General features: G+C 32.5%; 26 protein-coding genes. 9 read left to right on the top strand and 17 right to left on the bottom strand.

Features of this window, described 5'->3' with window-relative positions:
- Positions 1 to 7: 7 nt before the first annotated feature.
- Genes NRK67_02610 through NRK67_02600 form a run of 3 tightly spaced genes read right to left on the bottom strand, consistent with a single transcriptional unit; the run spans position 8 to position 2017 of the window.
- Complete coding sequence (locus tag NRK67_02610) at positions 8 to 175, bottom strand: hypothetical protein (protein ID UUV16812.1); 168 nt, start codon at positions 173 to 175, stop codon at positions 8 to 10.
- Between the two features lie 43 nt (positions 176 to 218).
- The gene (locus NRK67_02605; protein UUV16811.1) at positions 219 to 1058 is read right to left on the bottom strand and encodes an ABC transporter permease; all 840 of its coding nucleotides are present in this window, start codon (positions 1056 to 1058) and stop codon (positions 219 to 221) included.
- Positions 1059 to 1072: 14 nt separating this feature from the next.
- On the bottom strand, positions 1073 to 2017 hold the full coding sequence (locus tag NRK67_02600; protein ID UUV16810.1) for an ABC transporter permease: 945 nt from the start codon (positions 2015 to 2017) through the stop codon (positions 1073 to 1075).
- Between the two features lie 881 nt (positions 2018 to 2898).
- On the opposite strand from NRK67_02600, the gene NRK67_02595 reads away from it, so the two are divergent.
- Positions 2899 to 3111 (top strand): hypothetical protein, encoded by a 213-nt coding sequence (locus NRK67_02595; protein UUV16809.1) that lies wholly within the window; start codon positions 2899 to 2901, stop codon positions 3109 to 3111.
- 75 nt (positions 3112 to 3186) lie between these two features.
- Here the strand turns inward: NRK67_02595 and NRK67_02590 are convergent, their stop codons facing one another.
- Entirely contained in the window at positions 3187 to 3321 is a 135-nt protein-coding gene (locus NRK67_02590) for a hypothetical protein (GenBank protein UUV16808.1), read from the bottom strand.
- A gap of 472 nt (positions 3322 to 3793) precedes the next feature.
- Between NRK67_02590 and NRK67_02585 the strand changes: the two genes are divergently transcribed.
- The 4 genes from NRK67_02585 to mnmH all read left to right on the top strand — a co-directional run bounded on the left by NRK67_02585 (position 3794) and on the right by mnmH (position 7916).
- Positions 3794 to 4936, top strand: a complete 1143-nt coding sequence (locus tag NRK67_02585) for an aminotransferase class V-fold PLP-dependent enzyme (GenBank protein UUV16807.1) — start codon at positions 3794 to 3796, stop codon at positions 4934 to 4936.
- Between the two features lie 279 nt (positions 4937 to 5215).
- Entirely contained in the window at positions 5216 to 6127 is a 912-nt protein-coding gene (gene cysK / locus NRK67_02580; protein ID UUV17744.1) for a cysteine synthase A, read from the top strand.
- Between the two features lie 88 nt (positions 6128 to 6215).
- Positions 6216 to 6776, top strand: a complete 561-nt coding sequence (gene cysE, locus NRK67_02575) for a serine O-acetyltransferase (GenBank protein ID UUV17743.1) — start codon at positions 6216 to 6218, stop codon at positions 6774 to 6776.
- 72 nt (positions 6777 to 6848) lie between these two features.
- A complete protein-coding gene (gene mnmH / locus NRK67_02570) occupies positions 6849 to 7916 on the top strand; it encodes a tRNA 2-selenouridine(34) synthase MnmH (GenBank protein UUV17742.1) in 1068 nt (355 codons plus the stop codon).
- An 89-nt stretch (positions 7917 to 8005) separates the two neighbouring features.
- Here mnmH and NRK67_02565 read toward each other — a convergent pair whose 3' ends face one another.
- The 3 genes from NRK67_02565 to NRK67_02555 all read right to left on the bottom strand — a co-directional run bounded on the left by NRK67_02565 (position 8006) and on the right by NRK67_02555 (position 9810).
- Positions 8006 to 8500, bottom strand: coding sequence for a PTS glucose transporter subunit IIA (locus NRK67_02565; GenBank protein UUV17741.1), 495 nt, complete (start codon positions 8498 to 8500; stop codon positions 8006 to 8008).
- 130 nt (positions 8501 to 8630) lie between these two features.
- The gene (locus tag NRK67_02560; GenBank protein UUV17740.1) at positions 8631 to 9179 is read right to left on the bottom strand and encodes a DJ-1/PfpI family protein; all 549 of its coding nucleotides are present in this window, start codon (positions 9177 to 9179) and stop codon (positions 8631 to 8633) included.
- A gap of 1 nt (position 9180) precedes the next feature.
- Positions 9181 to 9810, bottom strand: coding sequence for a MarC family protein (locus NRK67_02555; protein ID UUV17739.1), 630 nt, complete (start codon positions 9808 to 9810; stop codon positions 9181 to 9183).
- A 183-nt stretch (positions 9811 to 9993) separates the two neighbouring features.
- On the opposite strand from NRK67_02555, the gene pnuC reads away from it, so the two are divergent.
- The gene (gene pnuC, locus NRK67_02550; GenBank protein UUV17738.1) at positions 9994 to 10695 is read left to right on the top strand and encodes a nicotinamide riboside transporter PnuC; all 702 of its coding nucleotides are present in this window, start codon (positions 9994 to 9996) and stop codon (positions 10693 to 10695) included.
- 50 nt (positions 10696 to 10745) lie between these two features.
- Here the strand turns inward: pnuC and NRK67_02545 are convergent, their stop codons facing one another.
- Positions 10746 to 11813, bottom strand: coding sequence for a M20/M25/M40 family metallo-hydrolase (locus NRK67_02545; protein UUV17737.1), 1068 nt, complete (start codon positions 11811 to 11813; stop codon positions 10746 to 10748).
- Positions 11814 to 11969: 156 nt separating this feature from the next.
- Between NRK67_02545 and NRK67_02540 the strand changes: the two genes are divergently transcribed.
- The 3 genes from NRK67_02540 to htpG all read left to right on the top strand — a co-directional run bounded on the left by NRK67_02540 (position 11970) and on the right by htpG (position 16350).
- Positions 11970 to 12716 carry a gamma-glutamyl-gamma-aminobutyrate hydrolase family protein gene (locus tag NRK67_02540; protein UUV17736.1) on the top strand — a complete coding sequence of 249 codons (747 nt, stop codon included), beginning with the start codon at positions 11970 to 11972 and terminating at the stop codon, positions 12714 to 12716.
- 10 nt (positions 12717 to 12726) lie between these two features.
- Positions 12727 to 14229, top strand: coding sequence for an ABC transporter substrate-binding protein (locus tag NRK67_02535; protein ID UUV17735.1), 1503 nt, complete (start codon positions 12727 to 12729; stop codon positions 14227 to 14229).
- Between the two features lie 195 nt (positions 14230 to 14424).
- Entirely contained in the window at positions 14425 to 16350 is a 1926-nt protein-coding gene (gene htpG / locus NRK67_02530) for a molecular chaperone HtpG (GenBank protein ID UUV17734.1), read from the top strand.
- 314 nt (positions 16351 to 16664) lie between these two features.
- Here htpG and NRK67_02525 read toward each other — a convergent pair whose 3' ends face one another.
- The 9 genes from NRK67_02525 to NRK67_02485 all read right to left on the bottom strand — a co-directional run bounded on the left by NRK67_02525 (position 16665) and on the right by NRK67_02485 (position 23301).
- Positions 16665 to 17795, bottom strand: coding sequence for a hypothetical protein (locus NRK67_02525; protein UUV17733.1), 1131 nt, complete (start codon positions 17793 to 17795; stop codon positions 16665 to 16667).
- A gap of 307 nt (positions 17796 to 18102) precedes the next feature.
- Positions 18103 to 18489: a M15 family metallopeptidase gene (locus NRK67_02520; protein ID UUV17732.1), complete on the bottom strand. Its 387-nt coding sequence runs from the start codon at positions 18487 to 18489 to the stop codon at positions 18103 to 18105.
- 329 nt (positions 18490 to 18818) lie between these two features.
- On the bottom strand, positions 18819 to 19241 hold the full coding sequence (locus tag NRK67_02515; GenBank protein UUV17731.1) for a hypothetical protein: 423 nt from the start codon (positions 19239 to 19241) through the stop codon (positions 18819 to 18821).
- 30 nt (positions 19242 to 19271) lie between these two features.
- Complete coding sequence (locus NRK67_02510) at positions 19272 to 19673, bottom strand: hypothetical protein (GenBank protein ID UUV17730.1); 402 nt, start codon at positions 19671 to 19673, stop codon at positions 19272 to 19274.
- 36 nt (positions 19674 to 19709) lie between these two features.
- Positions 19710 to 20105 (bottom strand): hypothetical protein, encoded by a 396-nt coding sequence (locus NRK67_02505; GenBank protein ID UUV17729.1) that lies wholly within the window; start codon positions 20103 to 20105, stop codon positions 19710 to 19712.
- A complete protein-coding gene (locus NRK67_02500) occupies positions 20106 to 20699 on the bottom strand; it encodes a hypothetical protein (protein ID UUV17728.1) in 594 nt (197 codons plus the stop codon).
- Between the two features lie 14 nt (positions 20700 to 20713).
- Positions 20714 to 22765 carry a hypothetical protein gene (locus NRK67_02495; GenBank protein ID UUV17727.1) on the bottom strand — a complete coding sequence of 684 codons (2052 nt, stop codon included), beginning with the start codon at positions 22763 to 22765 and terminating at the stop codon, positions 20714 to 20716.
- A 33-nt stretch (positions 22766 to 22798) separates the two neighbouring features.
- A complete protein-coding gene (locus NRK67_02490; protein ID UUV17726.1) occupies positions 22799 to 22987 on the bottom strand; it encodes a hypothetical protein in 189 nt (62 codons plus the stop codon).
- Between the two features lie 56 nt (positions 22988 to 23043).
- Positions 23044 to 23301: a hypothetical protein gene (locus tag NRK67_02485; GenBank protein ID UUV17725.1), complete on the bottom strand. Its 258-nt coding sequence runs from the start codon at positions 23299 to 23301 to the stop codon at positions 23044 to 23046.

Here is a 23301-nt window from a genome sequence, read left to right as displayed (position 1 = left end):
CATTTTCTTAAAATAAAATACTTAACAGCATAAAAACTGCCATTATTCCTAACATAGAGCAAATAACAATGGGAGCTATTATTGAAAATGCCGCTGCTGCAAGGACGACAACATCCTTCATCTCTGCATTATTTTTATCTTTTCTGTTATTTAAAGTTTCAGTCTCATCTTTCATATTTCTCCCCCCTCTTATTTTTAATCATAGATATTCCATAGACCTATACCTTGAGCCTAGGATCCAAATAATCTCTAAGTCCGTCTCCTAAAAGGTTAAGTCCTAAAACTGTAACCATTATCGCTGCTCCAGGGAATATCATCTCCCAGGGAGCTATACTCATAAATGATCTGCCTTCGGTAATCATCCCACCCCAGCTAGGATGTGGTGGTTCTATTCCCATCCCTAAAAAACTTAAGGCTGCTTCATCTAATATTGCTACAGCAAAAGTAAATGTAGCCTGCACTATTATTGGTGACAACGAATTGAGGAGTATATACCTAAAAAGTATATGCCCATCTCTAGCCCCTGAAGATTTGGCAGATTCAACGCACTCCCATTCCTTTCCAGTTAGAACACAGCCTCTTACAACCCTTGCCATCTGAGGAAAATATGCAAATGATAGTGCCAAAATTATATTTAATTTTCCGGCTCCCCAGACAGCGGCTAAAATTATTGCTATTATTATTCCTGGAAATGCCATGAATCCATCTAAAATTCTCATAATAAAATTATCGAATTTATGATAATATCCCGCTACTAATCCTATTAATCCACCCATAAGTGTACTGAGTACTACTACTGAAATCCCAATCTGCATAGATATTCTTGCTCCATAAACCAACCGGCTCATAACATCTCTCCCAAAATGATCGGTTCCCATAGGATGGATCAATGAAGGTGGCAAAAGTCTATCCTTTCCGTTCACTTCCAAAGGATTAAATTTAGTCAGGAGGGGCGCTGCCACAGCAGTAAAAAAAACTAATGCTATAACTACTCCTCCTATGGCTATATAAGGATGTTTTTTTATTTCCAAAATCATTTGTTTTATGTCTTTACCCACTGTTAACACTCCTCTTATTTATATTTAATCTTTGGATTTAAAAATGCATAACTCACATCTACGACTATATTTATAACCACATATACCAAAGCCGTAAATATCATACTACCCTGTATTACTGGATAATCCCTCTTCATTATAGAATTAACAGCCAGACTCCCTGTTCCCGGTATGTTAAAAACAGTTTCTACAACCCATGTTCCTCCTAAAAGTACAGCCATGCTAAATCCTATAACTGTCACAACTGGTATCATGGCATTTTTTAAAGCATGTCTTATAATCACAAATTTTTCCGCTACTCCCTTTGCCATGGCGGTTCTTATATAATCTTGTCTGAGTACATCTAACATTGCACTCCTTGTCATCCTGGCTATTATTCCCCCCTGCATAAATCCAAGGGTTAATCCCGGCAGAACAAGATATTTTATGACTCCTATCCCCGATTCTTCCATAGGAACATACCCCTGTACAGGAAACCAGTGAAGTTTCACAGAAAATAAATATATAAGCATGATAGAGAGCCAAAAGCTAGGTATTGAAACTCCTGCTAGAGATATTCCTATGGCTGACTGATCCATCCAGCTTCTATGTTTAACTGCTGCTATTACTCCAAGGGGTATTCCTATCAGCAATCCTATGCTCTCTCCCACAAGAGCCAGCATAAATGTCGGTTCCAGCCTTGAAAAAATAGCCGTTGACACTTTTTCATGTAAAAATAAAGATTCTCCCAGATCTCCCCTTATTATTCTCGAAAACCACTCTCCAAATTGTGTAAAAAACGGCTTATCATATCCAAGATGATGCTTCATTGCAGATACCTGTTTTTCCGTTGCAAAGTCACCCATCATCATTCTGACAGGATCTCCAGGCATTATATGGGTAATCAAAAAAGATAGAATCATTACCACAGCTATTACCGGTATAAGCATGAATAACCTTTTCATTATGTATCTAATCATTGTTCAATACTCCTTATATTTTTTTAGTTTTACAATAATTTTTAGCTCCTGATATTATTTAATTTTCTTATAATTTTAAAAAACGGCACAACAAAAAGGAACGTGACGTTCCATCCAATTAGGCATAACCTAAGCTTTTACACATTTTAATAGATCAATAAATTATTTCTTAGATCACAAAAGAAGGTTCTTTGTCTCTATAATTGATAATTTTTCATCTAAAAAAGCCCCCATAACTAGTGGCGTTAAAATGTGGATCCCTTTGGGATTTAGTTCTTAAAAAGTTGAATTTATTTAAAAATGTAAAAAATGATCTGTACAAAAAAAAGAATGAATAGGTGTAGTTATAAAACTACAGGAAAAGAAAGATATTAATTTATCTAAACTAGTTTTATTCATGTTATCCCTCTGCAATAGATCCCATAACTTCCACCGGAAGTTTTAACCAATTGTCACTTTCATTGAAAAAATTTCATGTTTCCTCCTAAATTGTATTTTATTAGTTAATTTTGTCTTATCTTACAGCACATCTGAAGAAAATGTCAATATCATTTTAAATATTAATTTATTAAAATCCCCTTATAGTTAAAAAAATACCAAGTTATAAATACATTAAACTAAATATGTCCAAATTTTTACAAGAAAACATTATTAAGATTATTTTTTTTGTTGAAAATTTTTACAACAGATAGTATAATTTAATAAAAAATTAACCATATACTAACTATTTTTTAAATCTCGAATTTTATGACCTTTAATAGACTACATCCAGATATGAATCAACATTCAGGTAAAGTCTAAATAGTGCAGTTCAAGAATGTCTAATTAAGATATTTTTATTGTCTTGAATCACACCATTCAGAATTTAAAGGGGGTCACTTATGTTAGATTTGAGTAAATCAATCGGTTTTGATAGAGTGAATATTAAAACGAATATTATGAACTGTTCTAAAGAGTATGGCATCGAATACGAAGATGTGAAGATTATTTCTTCCAATGAACGATTTATCGTTCTGGAAACTCCAGAAAATACAAATATTATTCTTTCGACAAATTCAATTCAATACATTGAAAAATTTATTCAACATTTTTAAAAAGCAATAAAAAAAGAGACTTAGACGTCTCTTTTTTTACTTCTCATATATCACTCTTAAATTATTTAATTATTTCTATACCTGTAAACGAAAAGATAAATTAACCAGCCCAACAAGGGTCATTGTTAAAGCTCCTCCTATAATTGATGCCTTTGCTCTTACCCTTAATTTACCAAAATCACTCTTAAATTTTTCCATTGATTCTTTCATTTTTTTCCTCCGTTTTCTTCTAAAAAAAATAATTAAATAACCTATATTTAATTTATTACAATGAAGTTATACCACATAGTCTACTTAGAACTTAAATACAAAAAATATACAAAATATAAGTTATTCATTTATTGTATGAATCTATAATGGAGGTAGATCGAAACCTTATATCCCTGTATTTTAATCATTGAAATGACCTTCTAAAATATAATTAAATTTAGTTTTAAAATCATCGGTTAAATAACTTAATGAAACGTTTTGTATAAAAAAAGAATTATCTATTTTTGAAATTTTATTTAATATTTGAAAATAAATATAAACGTATATTTATTACAATCATTGAAATTTCATAAAACATATAATTCTTTTATATTAAAAAAAAAATAAAATTAATATTGTACCTTTAAATAAAAATAAGATAGAATGAACCTAGATTACAAATTAAATGAAAATGAAAAGGTGGGAAAGAATTATGATTTATTTTGATAACGCTGCAACTACACTACCCAAACCAAAAGCCGTTGGGGAAGCCATGGTAGAGGCGCTGAATAGTTTTGGGAATCCAAGCAGGGGAGGACACGAGTATTCTCTTCGTTCATCCAGGGTTCTCTATGAAACAAGAGAATTACTGGCCAAACTCATAGGTGTGGAAGATCCATTAAATATAGCATTTACTGGGAACTCGACTATGTCTCTGAATATAGCAATATTAGGATTAGGGCTCAAAGAGGGCGACGAGATAATCACTACAACTCTAGAGCATAACTCAGTACTGCGTCCAATATATAAGTTGAAAAAAAATGGTGTTAAGGTAAAATTTATTGGCTCAGACAGGATTGGAAATATAAACTATGATGAATTAGAAGCAAGTATCGGAGAAAACACCAAGGCCATTATAGCCACTCATGCATCTAATTTAACAGGAAACCTGGTGGACATAGATAGAATAGGAAAGGCAGCTCATAGGAATAACCTTATATTTATTGTGGACGGATCACAGAGTCTGGGGGTATTCCCTGTAGATGTGGTCAAAAATAATATCGATATCCTATGCTTCACCGGACATAAGGGACTTATGGGGCCTACAGGGGTAGGAGGAATATATGTATCTCCTAAAGTAGATCTAAATCCATACCTTGTAGGAGGAAGCGGCTCTCACTCATTTTCAGAGGAGCACCCTAAAACCATGCCCGATAAATTAGAAGCTGGTACACCGAATATCCATGGAATAGCCGGACTAAATGCCAGTTTAAAATATATCTTTAACACAGGAGTAGATACAATCCGTGAAAAGGAACTCTCCCTGGCTAAGACTTTTTACGAAGGAATAAAAGATCTGCCAAAAGTAAAAATATATGGAGATTTCAATAGTTTTTATCGTTCTCCAATTGTTACTATAAACTTAGAAGGAGTTCCATCCAGTGATCTTTCAGAAGTTTTATCATATGACTATGGAATAGCCACAAGATCCGGAATTCATTGTGCTCCATTGATGCACAACGATTTTAAAACCAATGAAAACGGGATGGTAAGATTTAGTTTTTCCCACTATAATACAATGGAAGAGATCTTAAAAACAATTGAAATTTTAAAGACCCTCTCTGAATCCATCTAATATATAACAAATAACAAATCCCCTCTAGAATATTCTAGAGGGGATTTTATTTTAGTTTTCTTCTACGAATACGTCTTTCTCCATTCCATTATGGAAGACGGGTTCATTCTTCAGACAAATTGTTAAAATCTGCTTCTGCCTCTATATTCTATACTCTTCAAGTCAATAGAATTAAAAAAAATTAACCTGTACAATTCTTGACTACTAGACTAGGTTAATGATAAGATTATTTTAGATAAAATATTTAACGCATTTATTAGGAAAATAGGAGGTAGTCAGATGTATAAAAATATCGTTGAATTAATAGGTAACACTCCAATGGTTAAATTAAAAAAAGAAAAAGGACTAGCTGATATATATGTAAAATTAGAAAAATTTAACCCCAGCGGGTCTATTAAGGATAGAGCAGCATACCAAATGATCGTAGATGCCGAGACAGATGGTAAATTAAAGCAGGGAGATATTATTTTAGAACCTACCAGCGGGAATACAGGAGTAGCTTTAGCCATGATTGGAAAAGCCATGGGATATGAAGTAACTTTGGTTATGCCTTCCAGTATGAGTCAGGAGAGAAAGGATATAATAAGCTCTTATGGGGCAAATTTGGTATTGACTGATCCAACTAAGGGTATGACAGGAGCTATCAATAAAGCCTATGAGATGGCAGAGGCTGACAGCAGATACTATATCCCGAATCAATTTGAAAATAAATCTAATATAAAAGCACACTATATTTCTACCGGAATAGAGATATATGATAAACTTCCAGGAATAGATGGTTTTGTAGCAGGAGTAGGTACTGGGGGAACCCTTGGGGGAACAGGTAAATATTTGAAAGAACGTGACAAAAATATAAAAATTGTAGCAGTAGAGCCGTCTAAATCTCCGGTTTTATCTGGCGGCAGTGGTGGTGCTCATAAGATTCAAGGAATTGGAGCAGGATTTATCCCTCAAATACTAGACACATCTATCATCGATGAAGTTATTACTATAGATGATGAAACAGCTTATGAGATGACTAGAAGCGTACTGGACACTGATGGACTGTATCTAGGAATCTCCAGCGGGTCAAATATCGCTGCAGCTAAAATATTAGCTAAGAAATTAGGAGAGGGAAAAATTGTGGTAACAGTAGCTCCAGATGGCGGGGAAAAGTACATCTCCACAGGAGTATTTACGAAAACAGTATAGAAAAGTAACCCCTAGCTTATTTCTCTTGACATCTCAACAGAAATACATTAGTATATAAGCAAATAATTATATAGCATCTGGAGGAATAATGTTTAAAAATTTAAAGTATGATATAAAAAATATAAGAAGTATCGACCCCGCTGCAAGATCAAATGTAGAGGTTCTCCTACTCTACCCATCTATTCATGCTATCTTTATGTATAGGATAGCCAATGGATTATTTAAGAGAAAATTTTTCTTTTTAGCCAGATTACTATCTCAAATAAGCAGATTCTTTACAGGGATAGAGATTCATCCTGGAGCAACTATAGGTAAGGGACTTTTTATAGACCATGGAATGGGTGTAGTTATAGGAGAGACAGCTATAATCGGGAATAATGTAACTATCTATCACCAGGTTACCCTAGGGGGAACAGGTAAAGATTCCGGAAAAAGACATCCTACCATTGAAGATGATGTGATAATTGGTGCAGGAGCAAAGGTTCTAGGAAATATTACCATTGCCAAGGGAACTAAGATCGGGGGAAATACAGTAGTTTTAAAGGATAGTTATGAAAACTCTACAGTTGTAGGAGTGGCCGGAACTATGAAATGTAATGGAAAAGCCTTTAATTTATCTCAATGTGGTATAAAGGAAGAGAAAAATTAAAATTATTTTGTATATTGCAATTATTTCATATCAACTTTTAACCTCTACTATGTTATAATAAGGGGAAGGAAGGTGAATTTTTTGAAAACCAATATATACGATGATATGAATAAAAACGAAATAAGTTATAAGGAATTATTAGAAAAAGATAACTATATCTTAATAGATGTAAGAACTCCCAAGGAATACCAGGAATCAACTATTCCAGGGGCCATCAACATACCTGTATTATTAGATGAAGAGAGAGTAATGGTGGGAACTGCATATAAAAAAGAATCTCAAGAAAAGGCTAAGCAGCTGGGTATAGAAGCTATCTCTAAAAGATTGGGAGATATCACCAAACAAATCAGTGAACTTTCAAAGGAGTACGGCAATATCGTATTCTTCTGTGCCAGAGGCGGGATGAGAAGCGGGTCTATGACTTCATTCTTTAAATCTATGGGATATAAAACTGCAAGGCTCAGTGGAGGATATAAATCTTATAGAGCTTTTATCATAGAGGATCTTGAAAATATAGTCCAGGGAGTAACACTGATAACTCTTCATGGGAAAACAGGTACAGGAAAAACAAAAATTTTGAATGAACTACACAAAAACGGTGTTGAAACTATAGACCTGGAAGGAATGGCAAAAAATAGAGGATCTCACTTTGGTCATATAGGGATACCTCAGGACAGAAGCCAAAAGACTTTTGAATCTCTATTATATAATGCTCTTAAGCATAGAAAAAATAATGTAATAGTGATCGAAGGGGAAAGCAGAAAGATAGGCCCTATTCATATCCCAGATCCATTTTGGAATACAATGAAGAAGGGAATAAAAATTCTAGTAGAAGCTCCCATAGAGATGAGATTAGACATCATCATGGATGATTACACTGGAATCAATGAATTAAAAAAGAATTTATTGGAAGTGGCAGAAAAATTAAAAAGATATATGGATGGCAGTGCCCACACTAAATTTATCGATCTGGTAGAAAAAGGTGAGATTAGGGAAGCTGCTCGTCAAATGATGATAGAATACTATGATCCTATGTATAATAAAAGTTTAAACAGACATAGCTACCATGAAGAAGTTATGATTGAGAGTATTGAAGACGGAGTTATAAAATTAAAGGAAGTATTTAAAAAACATATGTAAAAAAATTTATTGGGAGTTTAATGGAAAATCTATTAAACTTCTATTTTTTTATAAAAAAACAGGGATGATCTCTCATCCCTTAAAATTCATTACTTATTTAATTTTACCTTCATTAATAGATCTCCGACTTTTACATCTCCTGTAGCTACTACTTTTAATTCAGCAACTTCATCCATATTAGATATGATTATTGGAGTTCTTGTAGATTTTGCATTTTTTGTAATATATTCAAGGTTGTATTTTACTAATTCGTCTCCAGCTTTTACATCTCCAGGAGTAACTAATCTTTCAAATCCTTGTCCGTCTAATTTTACTGTATCAATTCCAAAATGTACTATCATCTCTAATCCACATTCAAGATCAAAACTAACTGCGTGATTAGTATCAAAGATATCGATCTCAGCATCAGCTATAGCATGAACAGATCCTTCTGCAGGCTCTATAGCACACCCATCCCCTATCATTTTTTGAGCAAACGCTTCATCAGGTACCTCTGATAAGTCTATAACTCTACCATTTAATGGTGAGTATATTTCAATATAATTTTCCTCTTTATTTTTTTTAAAAAAATCAAATAATCCCATTTTAAAATCCTCCTACTAATATAAATCTTCCTCATCACGATAATTATACTATATCTCTATTATTTTTTAAAGATTAAAAAGTTTTAAACTTTACTCATAAAGACGTAATATCTAACCATTTATTCAGTACTTAAACTAAAAGATCAGAAGCTAAATTTTTACTTATTTCTTCTCCCTTTAAAAGTTCCACCAATTTCAATGCAAATGGTATAGCTGTTCCAGGCCCTCTAGATGTTATAAAATTTCCATCTACTACCACATCTAAATCCTCTCTGTAGGTAGCTCCAAATAGTTGTGATTCCACACCTGGATAACAAGTAGCCTGTCTGTCCTCTAAAAAACCCATCTTTCCAATCACAAGGGGAGCAGCACAAATAGCTCCTATAAATTTACTCTCTAAATCAAAATCTATAATCTGCTTCTTTAATATCTTCGATGAATCTAAGTTTAACGTTCCTGGCATCCCTCCCGGCAAGATCATCATATCATATTTTTCATGACTTAGGTCCTCTATAAGGGTATCTGCTACTACCCTTATCTTGTGAGCTCCTGATACCTCTTTTTTACTTCCTACAGCAACTAAATCCACTTCAATCCCTGCTCTTCTCAAAATATCAGCTGTAGTCAGTGCCTCTATTTCCTCAAATCCTTCAGCTAAATATAATACTACCTTTTTCATCTTAACCTCCTATCCCCTGAACAACCATAGTTACACCACTGATAATAGTTTTTATTCCTACAGCCATTATAAATAACTGCATTACCCTGGACAGTACAAACAAAACCAATTCCCCAAATATCTTTTCTATAATATCCGCTGCAGAAAACATAAGATGGATGATTACAAATACCACTACACAGGAAAGGGTACTGGAAATTATCCCCGCTTCCTGCCTTATAAGAAGTACACCTGCCAGTGAACCTGGTCCAACCAACATAGGGAAAGCCATAGGTATTATTCCTTGTTTAATTTCCTCCTCCTCTGTCAATTCTTCCTGTGGTTCATCTTTCTTTTTATTTTTCTTTGGAAACAATAGATTCTTTAGAGCTACAATAACTAAGATTATTCCTCCTGCTATTCTGACTTCTTTCATTTCTACCCTGAAAAAATTGTGCATCATAAATGATCCTACAAGGGCAAATGCCGCCATTATGGCAAAACCTGTAATAACTATAACTTTAAATAACTTTTTTCTGGTAATTTTCCCCATATCCTCTGTCAATCCTATAAACAATGGCACATTCCCGAATGGGTTCAATATGGCAATCATTGTCATGGCATTGATAAATATCTGAATTACATAATCCATCTTATTTTCACTCTCCTAATAATTTATATTCGAATAAATTTATCATATTCCTTGATTTTTTTCAATCTTATTTTCGATTGTTTTTTGACCTAAAAAAAGACTTTCGTCCTATTTATTTATAGTTTTTACATTTATAATTCCTTTGTTAAATCAGCAAGTAAACAACTAAGGGGGTACAAAAAAATGATCTTAGCAAGTGATTTTAAAGGATGGAGAAAAGGTGAGTATTTATGGTTAGGGGTCTCACTATTAACAACGGTGTCAGCTTCACTCTACTTAAAGGCAGGAGGTATGTCGATTATAGCTATGATAATCAACATAATCTGTGTAGTATTATTAGCAAAGGGAAAAGTTTCAAACTTTATATTTTCTATAATAGGGAGTATATTATATGGATATATAACTTATTCCAATGCTATATATGGTGACGCTATTATGAGAGTTGTCTACAATATACCTATGGGAATATTTGGTTATATTACATGGAAAAAAAATAAAGTAAAGGCAGATGATGATGTAGAGTTCAGGGTATTAACAACTAAACAAAGGATCCTAGGCGTAATAGGAGTTATAATTGCTATAGGAACACTTGCCGGTATCCTACATTTAATCCATGGAAATAATATTATTTTAGATGCAACAACAACAATATTAGGAATCGTTGCTTTATTTTTAATGTCAAAAAGATATACAGAAAACTGGTATCTGTGGATCTTAGTAAATGCTATCTCTGTACTATTATGGCTGAAAGTAGGAAATATAAGCTCTGAAACAGTTGCAACATTATTGATGTGGATTGTATTTTTATTAAACTCTATTTTTGGAACTATTAATTGGAAAAAACAATGCAAATTAAAATCAAAAGCTGTTCCAAATTATGCATAAATTATAACCTTATTCAGAAGGAGAGCCAAATAGGCTCTCCTCTTTTTTAATTAAAATTTTTGTAATTGATCTGAGTTTAACCTTTTTAAAATCTCCACTGTAAGGTCCACAGTAGCTCTATAATCTTCCAATGCTGAAAATCCATAGTGTGTATGAGCATATCTTACAGGCATCCCCAATATAAGGCTGGGAACAGCTTTATTCTCCATATGGATAGGTCCTGCATCTGTCCCTCCTCCACTTCGGACTGCACATTGAAATGGTATCTTATTTTCCCTTGCCACCGATTTACTAAATGAGATCAATCTATGGTTTGCAATGAGTCTCATATCAAAATGTCTTATCTGTGTTCCTTTTTTTAGTGCCCCTTGAGAATCATAACTATCCATAAATGTATCATCTGCAGGAGACCCTTCAAAGACAACAGCTAAATCCGGTTTTACAGTATTTGCATTAACCTTTGCTCCTCTGCACCCTACCTCCTCTTGAACTGATATAGAACCTACCACATCTACATCTAAATCAGCTCCTTCCAATGTCAGCATGGTTTCTAAAACAGCTGCACATCCTAACCTGTTATCAAAAGCTTTTCCCAGCATTACACCTGTCTTCTGATCCATGGAAAATTTAACATCAGGAATAACCGGTGCTCCTGGTTCAATCTGAAATACCTCTATAATTTCCTCATAACTCGTCGCTCCTACATCTATCACCATCTCATGGATAGGCTGGAGGGTAATAGGCCCTTTCATAAAGTGTGGCGGTTTTGTGGCTACCACCCCTTCTATATACTTTCCTTTGGAATTCTTCACCCTTACCTTATGTCCTGGTATGTTTTGTGCCATCCATCCTCCCAAGGGTAAAAACCTCATAGTACCATTGGCTTTGATACTCTGGATGATAAATCCCACCTCATCTGAATGACCATCTAACATAACTATGGGTTTATCCCCCTTGTGACCCTTTCTGTATATCACCAGATTTCTCATAAAATCTTCCTGAATTTCAAAAATATCTCCAAATTTATCCTTTATAATCTCTACTACATCATCTTCAAATCCCGATACTCCATAAGCATTTGATAATTTTTCAATAAGCTTTACCGAATCTAACCTCATGATCGTCCTCCTTTATAGATATCTCAGTATAGTATATAGTTTTTTTTATTACCCTTGTCAATTTTAATAGTACTTTTCTCCTATGACACAATTGACATCTTTCCCTTTCCATAGTATATATAAATACTAAGTTTATTTAGATTTAAGGAGGATTTTATGAAAAATATGATAGTAGGCCTCAGTGGCTCTCAACGTGATTTTGATAATACAGGATTTATCAGGGATTATGTAAATAAACATTATCCCGACTCTATAATAAAGATTGGGGGAACTCCTATTATTTTACCCTTAGCCGATGATGAAGAGACCATCTCTAAATATATAGATCTCATAGATGGTTTAATTTTAACCGGAGGAGACGATGTTAATCCCCAATTATTCCAGGAGGAGTCCCTCCCGGAAACTCAGATTCCAGATCCTAAAAGAGATTCTTTTGATATGCTTCTTATAAAATATGCCATCCAGAAAAATATCCCCATCTTGGGAGTCTGCCGAGGGATGCAGCTTTTAAATATATATTTTGGAGGATCCCTCTATCAAGATTTAAAATACAATAAAGAGGTCTATCTAAAACACCTTCAGGGTGAGAGCAGCCCTCATATCCCTGTACACAAGGTTATTCCCGTTGAAGATTCATTTTTAGATAAGCTCTTTACCGATGATCTATGGGTTAACTCCTTTCATCACCAGAGTATCAAGGAGGTAGGAGATAGCTTAAAAGTATCTGCCAAATCTAGCGATAATGTTATCGAAGCCATTGAATATATTGATGATAATCACTTTATATTAGGAGTTCAATGGCACCCTGAGATGATGTATTCCCAAGGGGATAACGGGGATATGAAAAAATTATTTCAATATTTTATGGATCGATTAAAGCAAAAAAAATTAAATAAAATTTAGGAGGAATCATATGAAAAAAGTTATTTTTTTAATAGTTATAGGCCTGTGGATTGTTTCATGCGGAAAAAGTGAGGAAAGTAAAACTGAAGTAAAAGACACCCTGGTCTATGCTCAACTGAGTGAATCCAAGAGTTTGGACCCTCATGCTGTTACCGACCAATATTCTCAAAGAGTTATAGCCAATATATATGACAGATTGGTAGAGGTAGATGAAAATATGAAAGTTGTTCCCAGCCTGGCTGAGTTTTGGGAAAATATAGATCCCCTTACAACTGTATTTCACTTGAAGAAAGGTGTCCACTTTCGTAGTGGGAAAAAAGTTACAGCAGAAGATGTAAAGTTTTCTTTAGAGAGAGCCATGAAATCTCCTAAATTAGGAAGTTTATACTCCCTGTTCGACAAGGTTGATATTATCGATGAAAATACTGTGTCCATTACCACTAAAAAACCATTTGGTCCTTTACTGTACCACTTATCCCATAAATCAGCTTCTATTCTGAATGCAGAATTTGCAAAAACTCACGACCTCAACCAAGAGGCCGATGGTACTGGAGGATATTTTTTAGATTCTTGGAATATAGGAGACTATATCCTTTTAGAAAAGAATCCTGACTACTTTAAAGGTGAACCAAGTATTAAATACATAAAAATTAGGAGTATCCCAGAAGAAAATAGTAAAGTTATTGGTCTTGAAACCGGGGAGATAGATATAGCAGCCGATTTAGAATCTATGTCTAGAAATACAGTCCTTGAAAATCCTGATTTAACCTTAGCAGAAACTAACTCATTCAGTGTCCAATTTCTTGGAATGAACGTAGACAAACCTTTTTTAAAGGATATTAAGGTCAGAAAAGCCATAGCTATGGCTATCGACAAAAAAACTATTATCGATACTATCCTAATGGGAGCTGTAAAGGATGCAAACAGTTTTCTTGCACCTGGGGTATTCGGATATTCAAAAGATGTAAATACATATCAATATAACCCTGAGGAAGCAAAAAAACTCATAACCCAGTCTGGATATAAAGATATTGAACTTACGGTTCTTACCAGTAATAACACTACCAGAGCACAAATTTGCGAAGTAATTCAGGCTCAATTAAAAGAGGTCGGAATTACACTAAATATAGAAGTTGTAGAATGGGGAGCATTTTTGTCCGATACTTCTACAGGAAAGGCAGAGCTATATATGCTAGGATGGTCTCCTTCTACAGGGGATGCTGATTACGGTTTAGTTCCTAATACCCATAGCAGCAACAAGGGAAGCGGAGGAAATAGAAGCTTCTATGAAAATAAAAATTTAGATAAAATTTTGGATGATGCAAAGGAAGAATTGGATACAGAAAAAAGACTGGCTCTCTATAAGGAAGCTCAGAAGATTATCAATACAGATGCTGCATTTTTACCCATCTACTATCAGTTATCAAATGCAGGATTGAGTAAAGATGTTGCAGGGTATGTTCAGACATCGGCAAACTATCCCTATTTTTATAAGTTAAGTTTTAAAAAATAATAGATCCTATAGAGAAAAGATCTTCTAGCTGTTATATTCACAGGTGGAAGATCTTTTTATTTTCAAGAGTATACTAGAGTTTATATAAACAGGCTCATTCTTTTAGAGAGAGATTGACAAGTGCACTGAAAATGTGTTAAAAACTAATTAGCATACTAGAACAACGAGTGCTAAAAATTTTTAGGAGGATTTACTATGCATAAAGAAACATTAAATTTTCAAACTGAAACTAAAGAACTGTTGAACCTGATGATCCATTCTATCTACACACATAAAGAAATTTTTTTAAGAGAATTAATCTCTAATGCCAGTGATGCCCTGGACAAACTAAAATTTAAAGCCCTTACAGATCAAAATATATTAAAAGATGACAATGAATTTAAGATAGAGATATTTATAAATAAAGAAAAAAATACCATTACTATCAAGGATAATGGTATCGGGATGACCCATGAAGAGGTTATCTCAAATATCGGTACCATTGCAAAATCAGGGTCCCGTGCATTTACAGAGGCTATGAAAGAAGCCAAAAATAACAAAGATGACCTGTCTATCATCGGACAATTCGGAGTAGGTTTCTATTCATCATTTATGATAGCCAACAAGATAACTCTTAAGACTAAAAGTCCCGATTCTGAGACAGGAGTTAAATGGGTATCTACAGGAGAAGGCAGCTTTACTATAGAGGATACTAAAAAATCTCACAGAGGAACTGAGATCATCCTTCACCTGAGAGAGGAAGAGAATAAAGAGGATTCCAATGCAGAGTATTTAGAGGAGTACAAGATCAAAGAGTTGATCCAAAAATATTCTGACTATGTAAGATATCCAATCCTCCTTGAAGTAACTAAAACTGTTGAAGACGAAGAAACTAAGGAAAAGATAGAAACAGTAGAACAGGAAAAGATAAATTCCCAGACTCCTCTATGGAAAAAATCTAAAACTGAGATCACAGAAGAGGAATACAATGAATTTTATCAGGGAAAATTCCACGACTGGACAAACCCTTTAAAAACTATCCATTTTAAGGTAGAAGGAAATTTAGATTATTCGGCACTCCTGTATATCCCGTCTAAAACTCCTATGGATTTTTATTCTAAAGAGTTTGAAAAAGGACTTCAGTTATATAGTAAAAATGTATTTATCATGGAAAAGTGCAAAGAATTGATCCCAGATCACTTTAGATTTATCAAGGGACTGGTAGATTCACCGGATCTTTCTCTGAATATATCCCGTGAGATCTTACAGCAAAACAGGCAGTTAGGAATAATTGCTAAAAATCTGGAGAAAAAGATCCAGAGGGAATTAGAGAAGATGTTAAAAACTGACAGAGATGAATATATTAAATTCTGGAATGAATTCGGTATAAATATCAAAGGCGGAATCTATGAAAATTTTGGCAGATATAAAGATACATTAAAAAATCTTTTGATCTTTAACACTACAAATGATGAGAATATGACTACTCTGACAGAATATAAGGAGAGAATGCCTGAAGATCAAAAACATATCTACTATGTTTCCGGGGATAATATCAAAAGTCTGGAAAAAATGCCTCAATTAGAGGGGATTAAAGCCAAAGGGTGGGAAGTTTTATACTTTACCGACAAGATCGATGAATTTGCCATCAAATCTTTAGGAAACTTTGAAGATATTACATTTAAATCTATCCACGAAGCCAATGAAGAGCTTTCCAGTGACGACGACAAGAAGATGTTAGATGAGGTAGAAAAGGATAATTCTGATCTATTTGCTAAGATTAAGGAAGCTTTAGGAGATAAAGTTTCAAAGGTCAGACCTACTACAAGACTTAAATCCAGTGCTGTCTGCCTTGTAAGCGGTACAGACGGGATCTCATTTGAGATGGAAAAATTAATGGCTGAGATGCCTGGAGAAAATCCTATGGGAACTATCAAAGCAGAGAGGATTTTAGAGATAAATTCCAACCATGAATTATTTAAGGCCCTGATTAAGGTCAATGAAATACATCCAGAAAACTTAAATAAGTATGCAGAAGTATTGTATTCTCAAGCTTTACTTATAGAAGGATTCCAATTAGAAGATCCTATAGAATTTGCCAACAATATGACAGATCTGTTAATAAAGGCATCTAAAAACTAAAAGCAGCGTGACGTATGCAATACCTAAATTTAGTGTCAAAAATTAAAAGTATAGAAACCCCTTGGTTTTTCTATGCTTTTTTTAATTATTCAAAATATGAATGTACATTATTAATTTTATAGATGACCATCCCTAAAACACACTTATTTTATGAATTTTTAAATAGACGTTGTTAAGTCATTGTAAACACTATTTTTTCTAAATCAGTCTTTTTCTATTCAAACAGACTATTTTAGAGATAGATCGAGAGACCAGGCAAACTAAAAATTGTATAGTATAGATAAACTCTAAAATTTTATATAAATAGCTTTTTTCTAAATATATTGTTTTTGCTCTAAAAACATCATTATTCGCATTTTTAAGATATTTGAATTCGTATAATTTACTGTTTTATTTAAATAATATTTTAGATCTGCATGGAAACTTTCAATATCCATATTTTGCATAAGATTTTTTATTGTGTATCCTTTTTGTTTTAGATCATAGTATACCCTTAGATAATTAAAATTATCTTCATAGTGCACATTTAACATTCCATTTATATCTTTATTTTTTTTAAACTCCATTTTTTTAAATAGATCAAGTGATTCTTTTAGAAGTTCTATATCTTTTACTTCTTTAAATTGCGAATAAAATGTACTGAATAAAGGTCGTTTTATTTTCATGGGTAAAATAGACACATTAAAAATAGAGTGCAGTCTATGCCAGATACAATTTTGAAACAATATATTTTTTAGTTCAGGAGTATATTTTTTAATATCATGTAAAGAAGTTTTTAATGAGTTAAACATATCACTGATAAGTAGTTTTGTATTTTTTAAATTAACATTACTAATTAGATAATTTATGACCTTTTCCCATTCCTTCTTATTCTCATTTTTCTGGTCAATATGGAAATATAAGCACTCTTTTTTTACTATATTATTTTCTGTATAGAATCCCCAGGCAAAGTATATATTATATTTAGTTTTATTCCTCATTTTACCTTTAAAAGTTGAATCTAACTTAATTATGTCATAATTCTTTTTTTTAGTTTTAGCCAAGAAATCCTCATATTTTTGAATATATTTTTCTAAAATCTTGTCTTTTCTACATTGAGATATTTTAGAAATCCCTAACATTTTGACTATATCTTTCTCATACATCCGAGATGAATAAAAAGTTTCTAAATTAATCTCAAATTCATTGCTATTTCTTTTATATTTTTCAAAAATAGAATAAATAAGGTCCCTAGAGTTTTTACGAACTTTAGGAACCTTTATACTTAATACCATACTATTACTTAATTTAAAATCTCTATCATTAAATCCATTTCCCCTATTCTCGATATAAACCTCTCTCTGCTCATATAGGAACTCTTCTCTCTCATAATACAATATTTCATTTACAACCCTCTCCATAGCTCTTATAGCTACCTCAAATAATTTAATATCAGAAGTATTCATAATAAATATCCTCCTTAGCTATTATTTATTTTTTTCTATAAATTTCTTTATATCATATTTTTAAGATTATATCTCTCCCTAATGGTAGTATTTACAATTAATCCAATTATAAAGGTTCATTCAATTTTATTCCTTTCTTATCATCTCGCCCTTACGGGTCTACTATGGCAAATTTTAACTATAACATTCCATTTTAATTGGTCTAGAATTTCATTGCTGAAGGTTTCCCCTGCGGGTGCTATTCCCTACGGTCATTATTTTGCCTATGCATCAAAGACAAACTCCTGTCCACTGGTCGTTACTCAATTTATTTTTCATGAAGTTCAAAATGTCCGTAGTCCTTAAAGGTTTTCCAATCTCCACCATAGGAATAATTAAATCCTAGATGTTTAGCTGCTAACTTTAACTCCTGACCTATCAACACAAATCTATTTACGTCTCTCCAATCATTAATCACAAATGGATAGGGAATAAAATCAATTGCATTCCCTGTTTGATGATATGAGATCTTATTATATCCATCTAATTGAGATCTCCCATCTAAAAATATTTTATTTTGTTTCTGAGCAGTTCTAAGTCCACTAATAACAGTTAAATCAACTTTACCCCTCGCTAGTACCATACCTACAATTAAAGCAAGTTTTGAATTAACTCCTGATAAATTTTTTAATGTTCTTTTAGATACTTTTTTCATATTGACCTCCTATTAAATTTTTGACAATAAATAAAAATAGATTATAATTAAGATATAAAACAATTAAATTCCAGAGGTGATTGAAATGTTTGATTTTTTTAAAAGTTTTTATTTATCAATAAAATATAATGGACTAACTCCAGTGTTAATAGGAGTAATAATTTTTTACATCATATTAAGACTATTTTTTAGTCCTAAAAAACCTAAAAAATAAAATTACCATAAGAAATATAGCTCCAAATAAAAATCCCCTCGCCACAGGCGAGAGGGTTATTTTTTTACGCTATTTCAAACACCAATCGATGCAAAGCTCTTTAATCTGAATTTGATTAAGATCTTGTTCTAATATTGTTAGCTCTAAGTTGGGGTCGAATAGAATTAATCACCGCACCACCTATAGTTTTAGTTCCTGTAAGCATATCATCTAAAATCAAATTAAGGTCCGCTGAATCTGCCGGGAACTTCCCACTGATATAAACAAATCCTGCATTTTCTCTTTCTACCAGTAACTCACCAGATACTAACTTCTTGCTTGCACTAGGTTCTACAATTATAGAGTCTAAATCATCATAAACATATCTTTCATTTTTCCCAATTACAGCCATTCCAGTCCAAGCCGATTGAGCTGTTATTACTTCTTCTATCTCATTAAAATCTACCTGCTGAACTTGTCCAAACACTGAAAACGAACTTTTAGTATCTGAAAAATCTACGACTTTAACATCTAAATTATTTAAAACAAATTTCGCCATCTTTTTACCCCCATTTAAATTATTTTTTTATTACCCGTTAATATCCCAAGTACAAGATTCTACTTTTCCAAAACTCAATGTTTTAGTTACAAAAGCATCTGCCATAGTTTGATAATTACCTGTATCAACTATATTATAAGGAAGATCTCCTCTTACAAAAATATTCTGTCCTGCTGCATTTGTTAATTTAAAAGTAACAATTTTTCTTCTGAATATCTGTGCAGGTGGAGTAGGTAAAGCATAAAAATAATTACCTGTATAGGTATCATTCTCAAAAGTTTGTGTATATCCCTTACATTTCATAAGAGCCGTTTTTTCCAATGCTCCTAAAATAGAAGATATCTCTCCAGTTTGTACCTTTGGAACAAATATTGAATCTACCATAGACCCTTGTTTCATTTGAAAACTTGCACCTGTTTCTACAATCGACATGTTTTTTACCCCCGTTAAATTTATTTTATAACAGTATTAATACTGTGTATAAGCGACTACCTGAAAATCATTACCAAAAAACTCCTTCAATTGATTTTCTAATTGTTGCGGTTCCTGATATGCTTTTAAAACCAAAGGAAAGAATAAACTATCTGTTCTTACCTGTAACCCATTCAAAATATATCTACCTGTAATTTTTATACCTTTAGGTACTGTATTACTTTGAGTTTTAATTCTTTTATATTTGGTAACTCTTTTTATACTTTCAACATAACATCCCGTTATTGTTTCTAATTTTGTTTTTATATCTAAATCAGTTAAGATCTGATTAGTTAAAAATTTAATATTATAATTTCTACTGTCTTCTTTGGTCAATAAACCTATTTCATAAATAATACCCTCTATTTTATCACTAGTAACGATAGCACCCATTTATATCCCCTGCCTTGCCATGTTTTTTAATTCTTCCATTACCATCATAAGCTTTTGACCTTGTGGAATTGTAACTTTTTCATTATTCGAACGAACAGTCTCATAATTCATTCCTGCCGTCATAGATTGTGTAACCATAGAACCATTATGTAAAACAGCTCCTCTTGCTTGAATTGCTGTATTCATATATGTATAATGAGCTAATTTTTGATCTGACAATGAACCTTGTGATTTCCCTAGAATTATTTCAGTATTTATATGAGAACCTCCAGAAGCCATACCACTAACAGTAGACGCAAAATTTTGTAAATTAAATAAAAGGTTTTTAAAATTAGATAATGTAGCTTTATCAATTAAAAATCCTGAAACAGCAGTTGTACTAGCAATAACAGCTGATGTAACCATCATAGAGGTAATCGCATTAAATCCTGCTAACCAATCTTCTACAAACTCATTTTCTATTTCTACCCCTGTTTTTTCCCTAATAAATTCTCTTATCTTTTGTGATGTAAAATCCCCCGTAGTATCCATAGTATTATCAATCAATGACATAAGTAATAACTTTTTTCCAAAATCACCTACCGACCCCGACATAAAATCCCCCCCGTTTAATTATCAGTATTTGAAATTGATAAATTAGAAATAGCATTATAAATAGCAGCTAATCCCGGAGATTTTCTTAAATCCTCAGCAGTTGGAATAGGTGCATTTAATTTAACTCCAAGTATAGAAAATAAATTATCTACAAGTTTTTTTTCATCCTCATCATCTTTTGTTTTAGATTTTGCCTTTGCCCTAGCTAAAACATTTTCATTCCCTCTGTCAATAAGAGTTTCCCTTATTGCATCTAACATACCAACACCTTGAATAGCTGGTATTATTCCTTTAAATATTGGAATATCATTGCCTATTGTATCTGTTATAGTTCCTGCAGGATTAAGAGAGTGCATACCTTGCCAAGCTTTTACATCTCTATTAATTTTGTCTAGAGGAATATTATTATCTGTTATAGTTGTTTCATATTCTTTTTGTCGCCACCTTGCTACATTTCCCTCTAAAACTCTAGCACTAGATTCATATGCATACTCTTTTTGATAAATTTCTAATTTGTTTTTTAAATCTAATGCTTCATCAGGGTTTAAAGTATTAATATGAGTAAATCGAGTTACTAATAATTTTAATAATGCTAACCAATCATTATTTAATCCTTCCAATTTTAAAGTTGATTCTGTTGTATCAAGTTTTATTTTTGTTGTATCAGCTACTTTTAAAGCGACCTCTCCACCAGTTGAAATAGGAATACTTTTCCCATCCATATCTAAGCTAACTCCAGTTGTAGGTACTTTTAGATCCACTCCAGTTGTCGGAATACCTAGAGGAATGTTAGTTGCAGTTGGAATATTTAAATTAACTCCAGTAGTTGGTACATTAAGAGCAACCCCAGTTGTTGGAATAGTTAAAGCAATACCAGATGTTGGTAATTCAATAGGAATACTTTGACCTTTTAAATCAACACCAATACTTGACATACTAGCACCCCCTTGAACAACATTAGTAATACCCTTTGTATAAGCTTCACTCTGAACAGCATGATTGAATAAATCTTTTGATCGATCTCCTGTACTGGTAAAACCATTAAATAAATTTTGAGCCTTATTAACAACATAACTATAACCACTTTTTAATAAATCTAATTGATTTTGTTGTACTGGGTCTAAAATTTTATTTAAATAATCATTTGCAACAACTGCTGCCGAAACTGCAATTGCCCCAGGAACAGGGTTCCCGAGATTTCCAAGAGTTCCATTTACAGTATGAAGTGCAAATATATCACCATTCGAAAGGAAATTATTTTTACTTTCCTTTGAAACAGAATAAGAACCATTTTTACTTATACCACTATTTTCAAGAATAGGAACAAAACCATCTCCAGTATCATAACCTACTCTTATCCCATCCATATTAATATTATATGATTTTGAAGTATCCAGTCCATTATCTGCATAATATGCTACTATGTCTGGGTTATCACCATCATAAGAAATATTTACATCTCTGAATGCATCGGAGTCAGAATTTCCCATGAAAAAATCTTTTGCTACATTGACTAAAGTATCAAATAAACCAACTTCTCCTTTTTGGACCTCATCTTGTAAATAATCAAATTCAGCTTGAGTAAGATCATCAAAAGAGCCAATTTCACCATTCTTCAATAAATTTTCATAAAAAGGGATATCTTCTATTTTTTCAGAATTACTAGGTATAGGAGGGGTAAAAGGTTCTCCCGGAAGACCACCACCAGTATCAGGAGTAAACTCAAATGTTTCATTTATTTTAGGGGGATAAACGTTTCCAAAACTATTTGGACAGTACCACTGCGTAGCACCATCAGAAGTTTTAAAAATTAAAGAAATATCCTCTAAATAAGAATTATTTTGATCCATAACAATCCATCTATCATAAGAAGTAATACTATTATAATTATAATTACGATAAAATTTTTTGTTACCATCTGTATAAATACCAGTTCTATCAGCATATTTTTTTCTCAAAGCAACATGAAGCGCCTCAAAAGCCTCATTTAAAGCAGTAACATAATGAGAAGAAGACCAAGCCGACATTTCGGAACTAGTAGCATTAAAAGTATATTGATAACCCACATAATTAGCCGATTTAAACACCTCCTCTACACATTACTTTTTTAATATAAAATTTAAAATTAATAAATAAATTGGAACAATTAAACCAATTAATAAATTAATCAAAATTTTTAAATCCCTGTTAAATCTATTCATTTTGTAAATTAAAAATGTTGCCATCTCAAAAATTTTAGGATTTTCTTTTTCAAATTTTTTCAAAAATTCTTTTTCAAATTCATTCATAAATAAACCCAAAATCCATAAAAACCAACACCCCTATAATCTATTTTCTATTTTCATTACACTAATTCATAAGATACTAATTTATTACCATTGTGAACACATTTTGTTTTATCTGAATATTGAACATCAAATTCTATGTTTAATACTGAGTTATGACCAATACCATCTTTTTTTAACTTTTTAAATTGCTCATGTGTTAATTTTACTTTTGGAGATACAAGACCACCATTTAATAAAATTGAAAAATATTCTTTTCCTTCCCATTCACTAATTTTTAACTCCTTAACCGTTGCACCTTGTAAAAACATTTTCAT

The sequence above is a fragment of the Fusobacteria bacterium ZRK30 genome, from assembly GCA_024628785.1.
In the GTDB taxonomy this organism is placed as follows: Bacteria; Fusobacteriota; Fusobacteriia; order Fusobacteriales; family Fusobacteriaceae; genus Psychrilyobacter.
Note: the sequence above shows the minus strand (reverse complement) of the source record. Positions and strands in the feature narration are given on the sequence as shown.

What these genes read in the sequence shown, in the direction of transcription:
- NRK67_02610 (UUV16812.1), bottom strand. Translation starts at nt 175, where the DNA reads ATGAAAGATGAGACTGAAACTTTAAATAACAGAAAAGATAAAAATAAT.
- NRK67_02600 (UUV16810.1), bottom strand. Translation starts at nt 2,017, where the DNA reads ATGATTAGATACATAATGAAAAGGTTATTCATGCTTATACCGGTAATA.
- NRK67_02595 (UUV16809.1), top strand. Translation starts at nt 2,899, where the DNA reads ATGTTAGATTTGAGTAAATCAATCGGTTTTGATAGAGTGAATATTAAA.
- NRK67_02590 (UUV16808.1), bottom strand. Translation starts at nt 3,321, where the DNA reads ATGAAAGAATCAATGGAAAAATTTAAGAGTGATTTTGGTAAATTAAGG.
- NRK67_02585 (UUV16807.1), top strand. Translation starts at nt 3,794, where the DNA reads ATGATTTATTTTGATAACGCTGCAACTACACTACCCAAACCAAAAGCC.
- cysK (UUV17744.1), top strand. Translation starts at nt 5,216, where the DNA reads ATGTATAAAAATATCGTTGAATTAATAGGTAACACTCCAATGGTTAAA.
- cysE (UUV17743.1), top strand. Translation starts at nt 6,216, where the DNA reads ATGTTTAAAAATTTAAAGTATGATATAAAAAATATAAGAAGTATCGAC.
- NRK67_02565 (UUV17741.1), bottom strand. Translation starts at nt 8,500, where the DNA reads ATGGGATTATTTGATTTTTTTAAAAAAAATAAAGAGGAAAATTATATT.
- NRK67_02560 (UUV17740.1), bottom strand. Translation starts at nt 9,179, where the DNA reads ATGAAAAAGGTAGTATTATATTTAGCTGAAGGATTTGAGGAAATAGAG.
- NRK67_02555 (UUV17739.1), bottom strand. Translation starts at nt 9,810, where the DNA reads ATGGATTATGTAATTCAGATATTTATCAATGCCATGACAATGATTGCC.
- pnuC (UUV17738.1), top strand. Translation starts at nt 9,994, where the DNA reads ATGATCTTAGCAAGTGATTTTAAAGGATGGAGAAAAGGTGAGTATTTA.
- NRK67_02545 (UUV17737.1), bottom strand. Translation starts at nt 11,813, where the DNA reads ATGAGGTTAGATTCGGTAAAGCTTATTGAAAAATTATCAAATGCTTAT.
- NRK67_02540 (UUV17736.1), top strand. Translation starts at nt 11,970, where the DNA reads ATGAAAAATATGATAGTAGGCCTCAGTGGCTCTCAACGTGATTTTGAT.
- NRK67_02535 (UUV17735.1), top strand. Translation starts at nt 12,727, where the DNA reads ATGAAAAAAGTTATTTTTTTAATAGTTATAGGCCTGTGGATTGTTTCA.
- htpG (UUV17734.1), top strand. Translation starts at nt 14,425, where the DNA reads ATGCATAAAGAAACATTAAATTTTCAAACTGAAACTAAAGAACTGTTG.
- NRK67_02525 (UUV17733.1), bottom strand. Translation starts at nt 17,795, where the DNA reads ATGAATACTTCTGATATTAAATTATTTGAGGTAGCTATAAGAGCTATG.
- NRK67_02520 (UUV17732.1), bottom strand. Translation starts at nt 18,489, where the DNA reads ATGAAAAAAGTATCTAAAAGAACATTAAAAAATTTATCAGGAGTTAAT.
- NRK67_02515 (UUV17731.1), bottom strand. Translation starts at nt 19,241, where the DNA reads ATGGCGAAATTTGTTTTAAATAATTTAGATGTTAAAGTCGTAGATTTT.
- NRK67_02510 (UUV17730.1), bottom strand. Translation starts at nt 19,673, where the DNA reads ATGTCGATTGTAGAAACAGGTGCAAGTTTTCAAATGAAACAAGGGTCT.
- NRK67_02505 (UUV17729.1), bottom strand. Translation starts at nt 20,105, where the DNA reads ATGGGTGCTATCGTTACTAGTGATAAAATAGAGGGTATTATTTATGAA.
- NRK67_02500 (UUV17728.1), bottom strand. Translation starts at nt 20,699, where the DNA reads ATGTCGGGGTCGGTAGGTGATTTTGGAAAAAAGTTATTACTTATGTCA.
- NRK67_02490 (UUV17726.1), bottom strand. Translation starts at nt 22,987, where the DNA reads ATGAATGAATTTGAAAAAGAATTTTTGAAAAAATTTGAAAAAGAAAAT.
- NRK67_02485 (UUV17725.1), bottom strand. Translation starts at nt 23,301, where the DNA reads ATGAAAATGTTTTTACAAGGTGCAACGGTTAAGGAGTTAAAAATTAGT.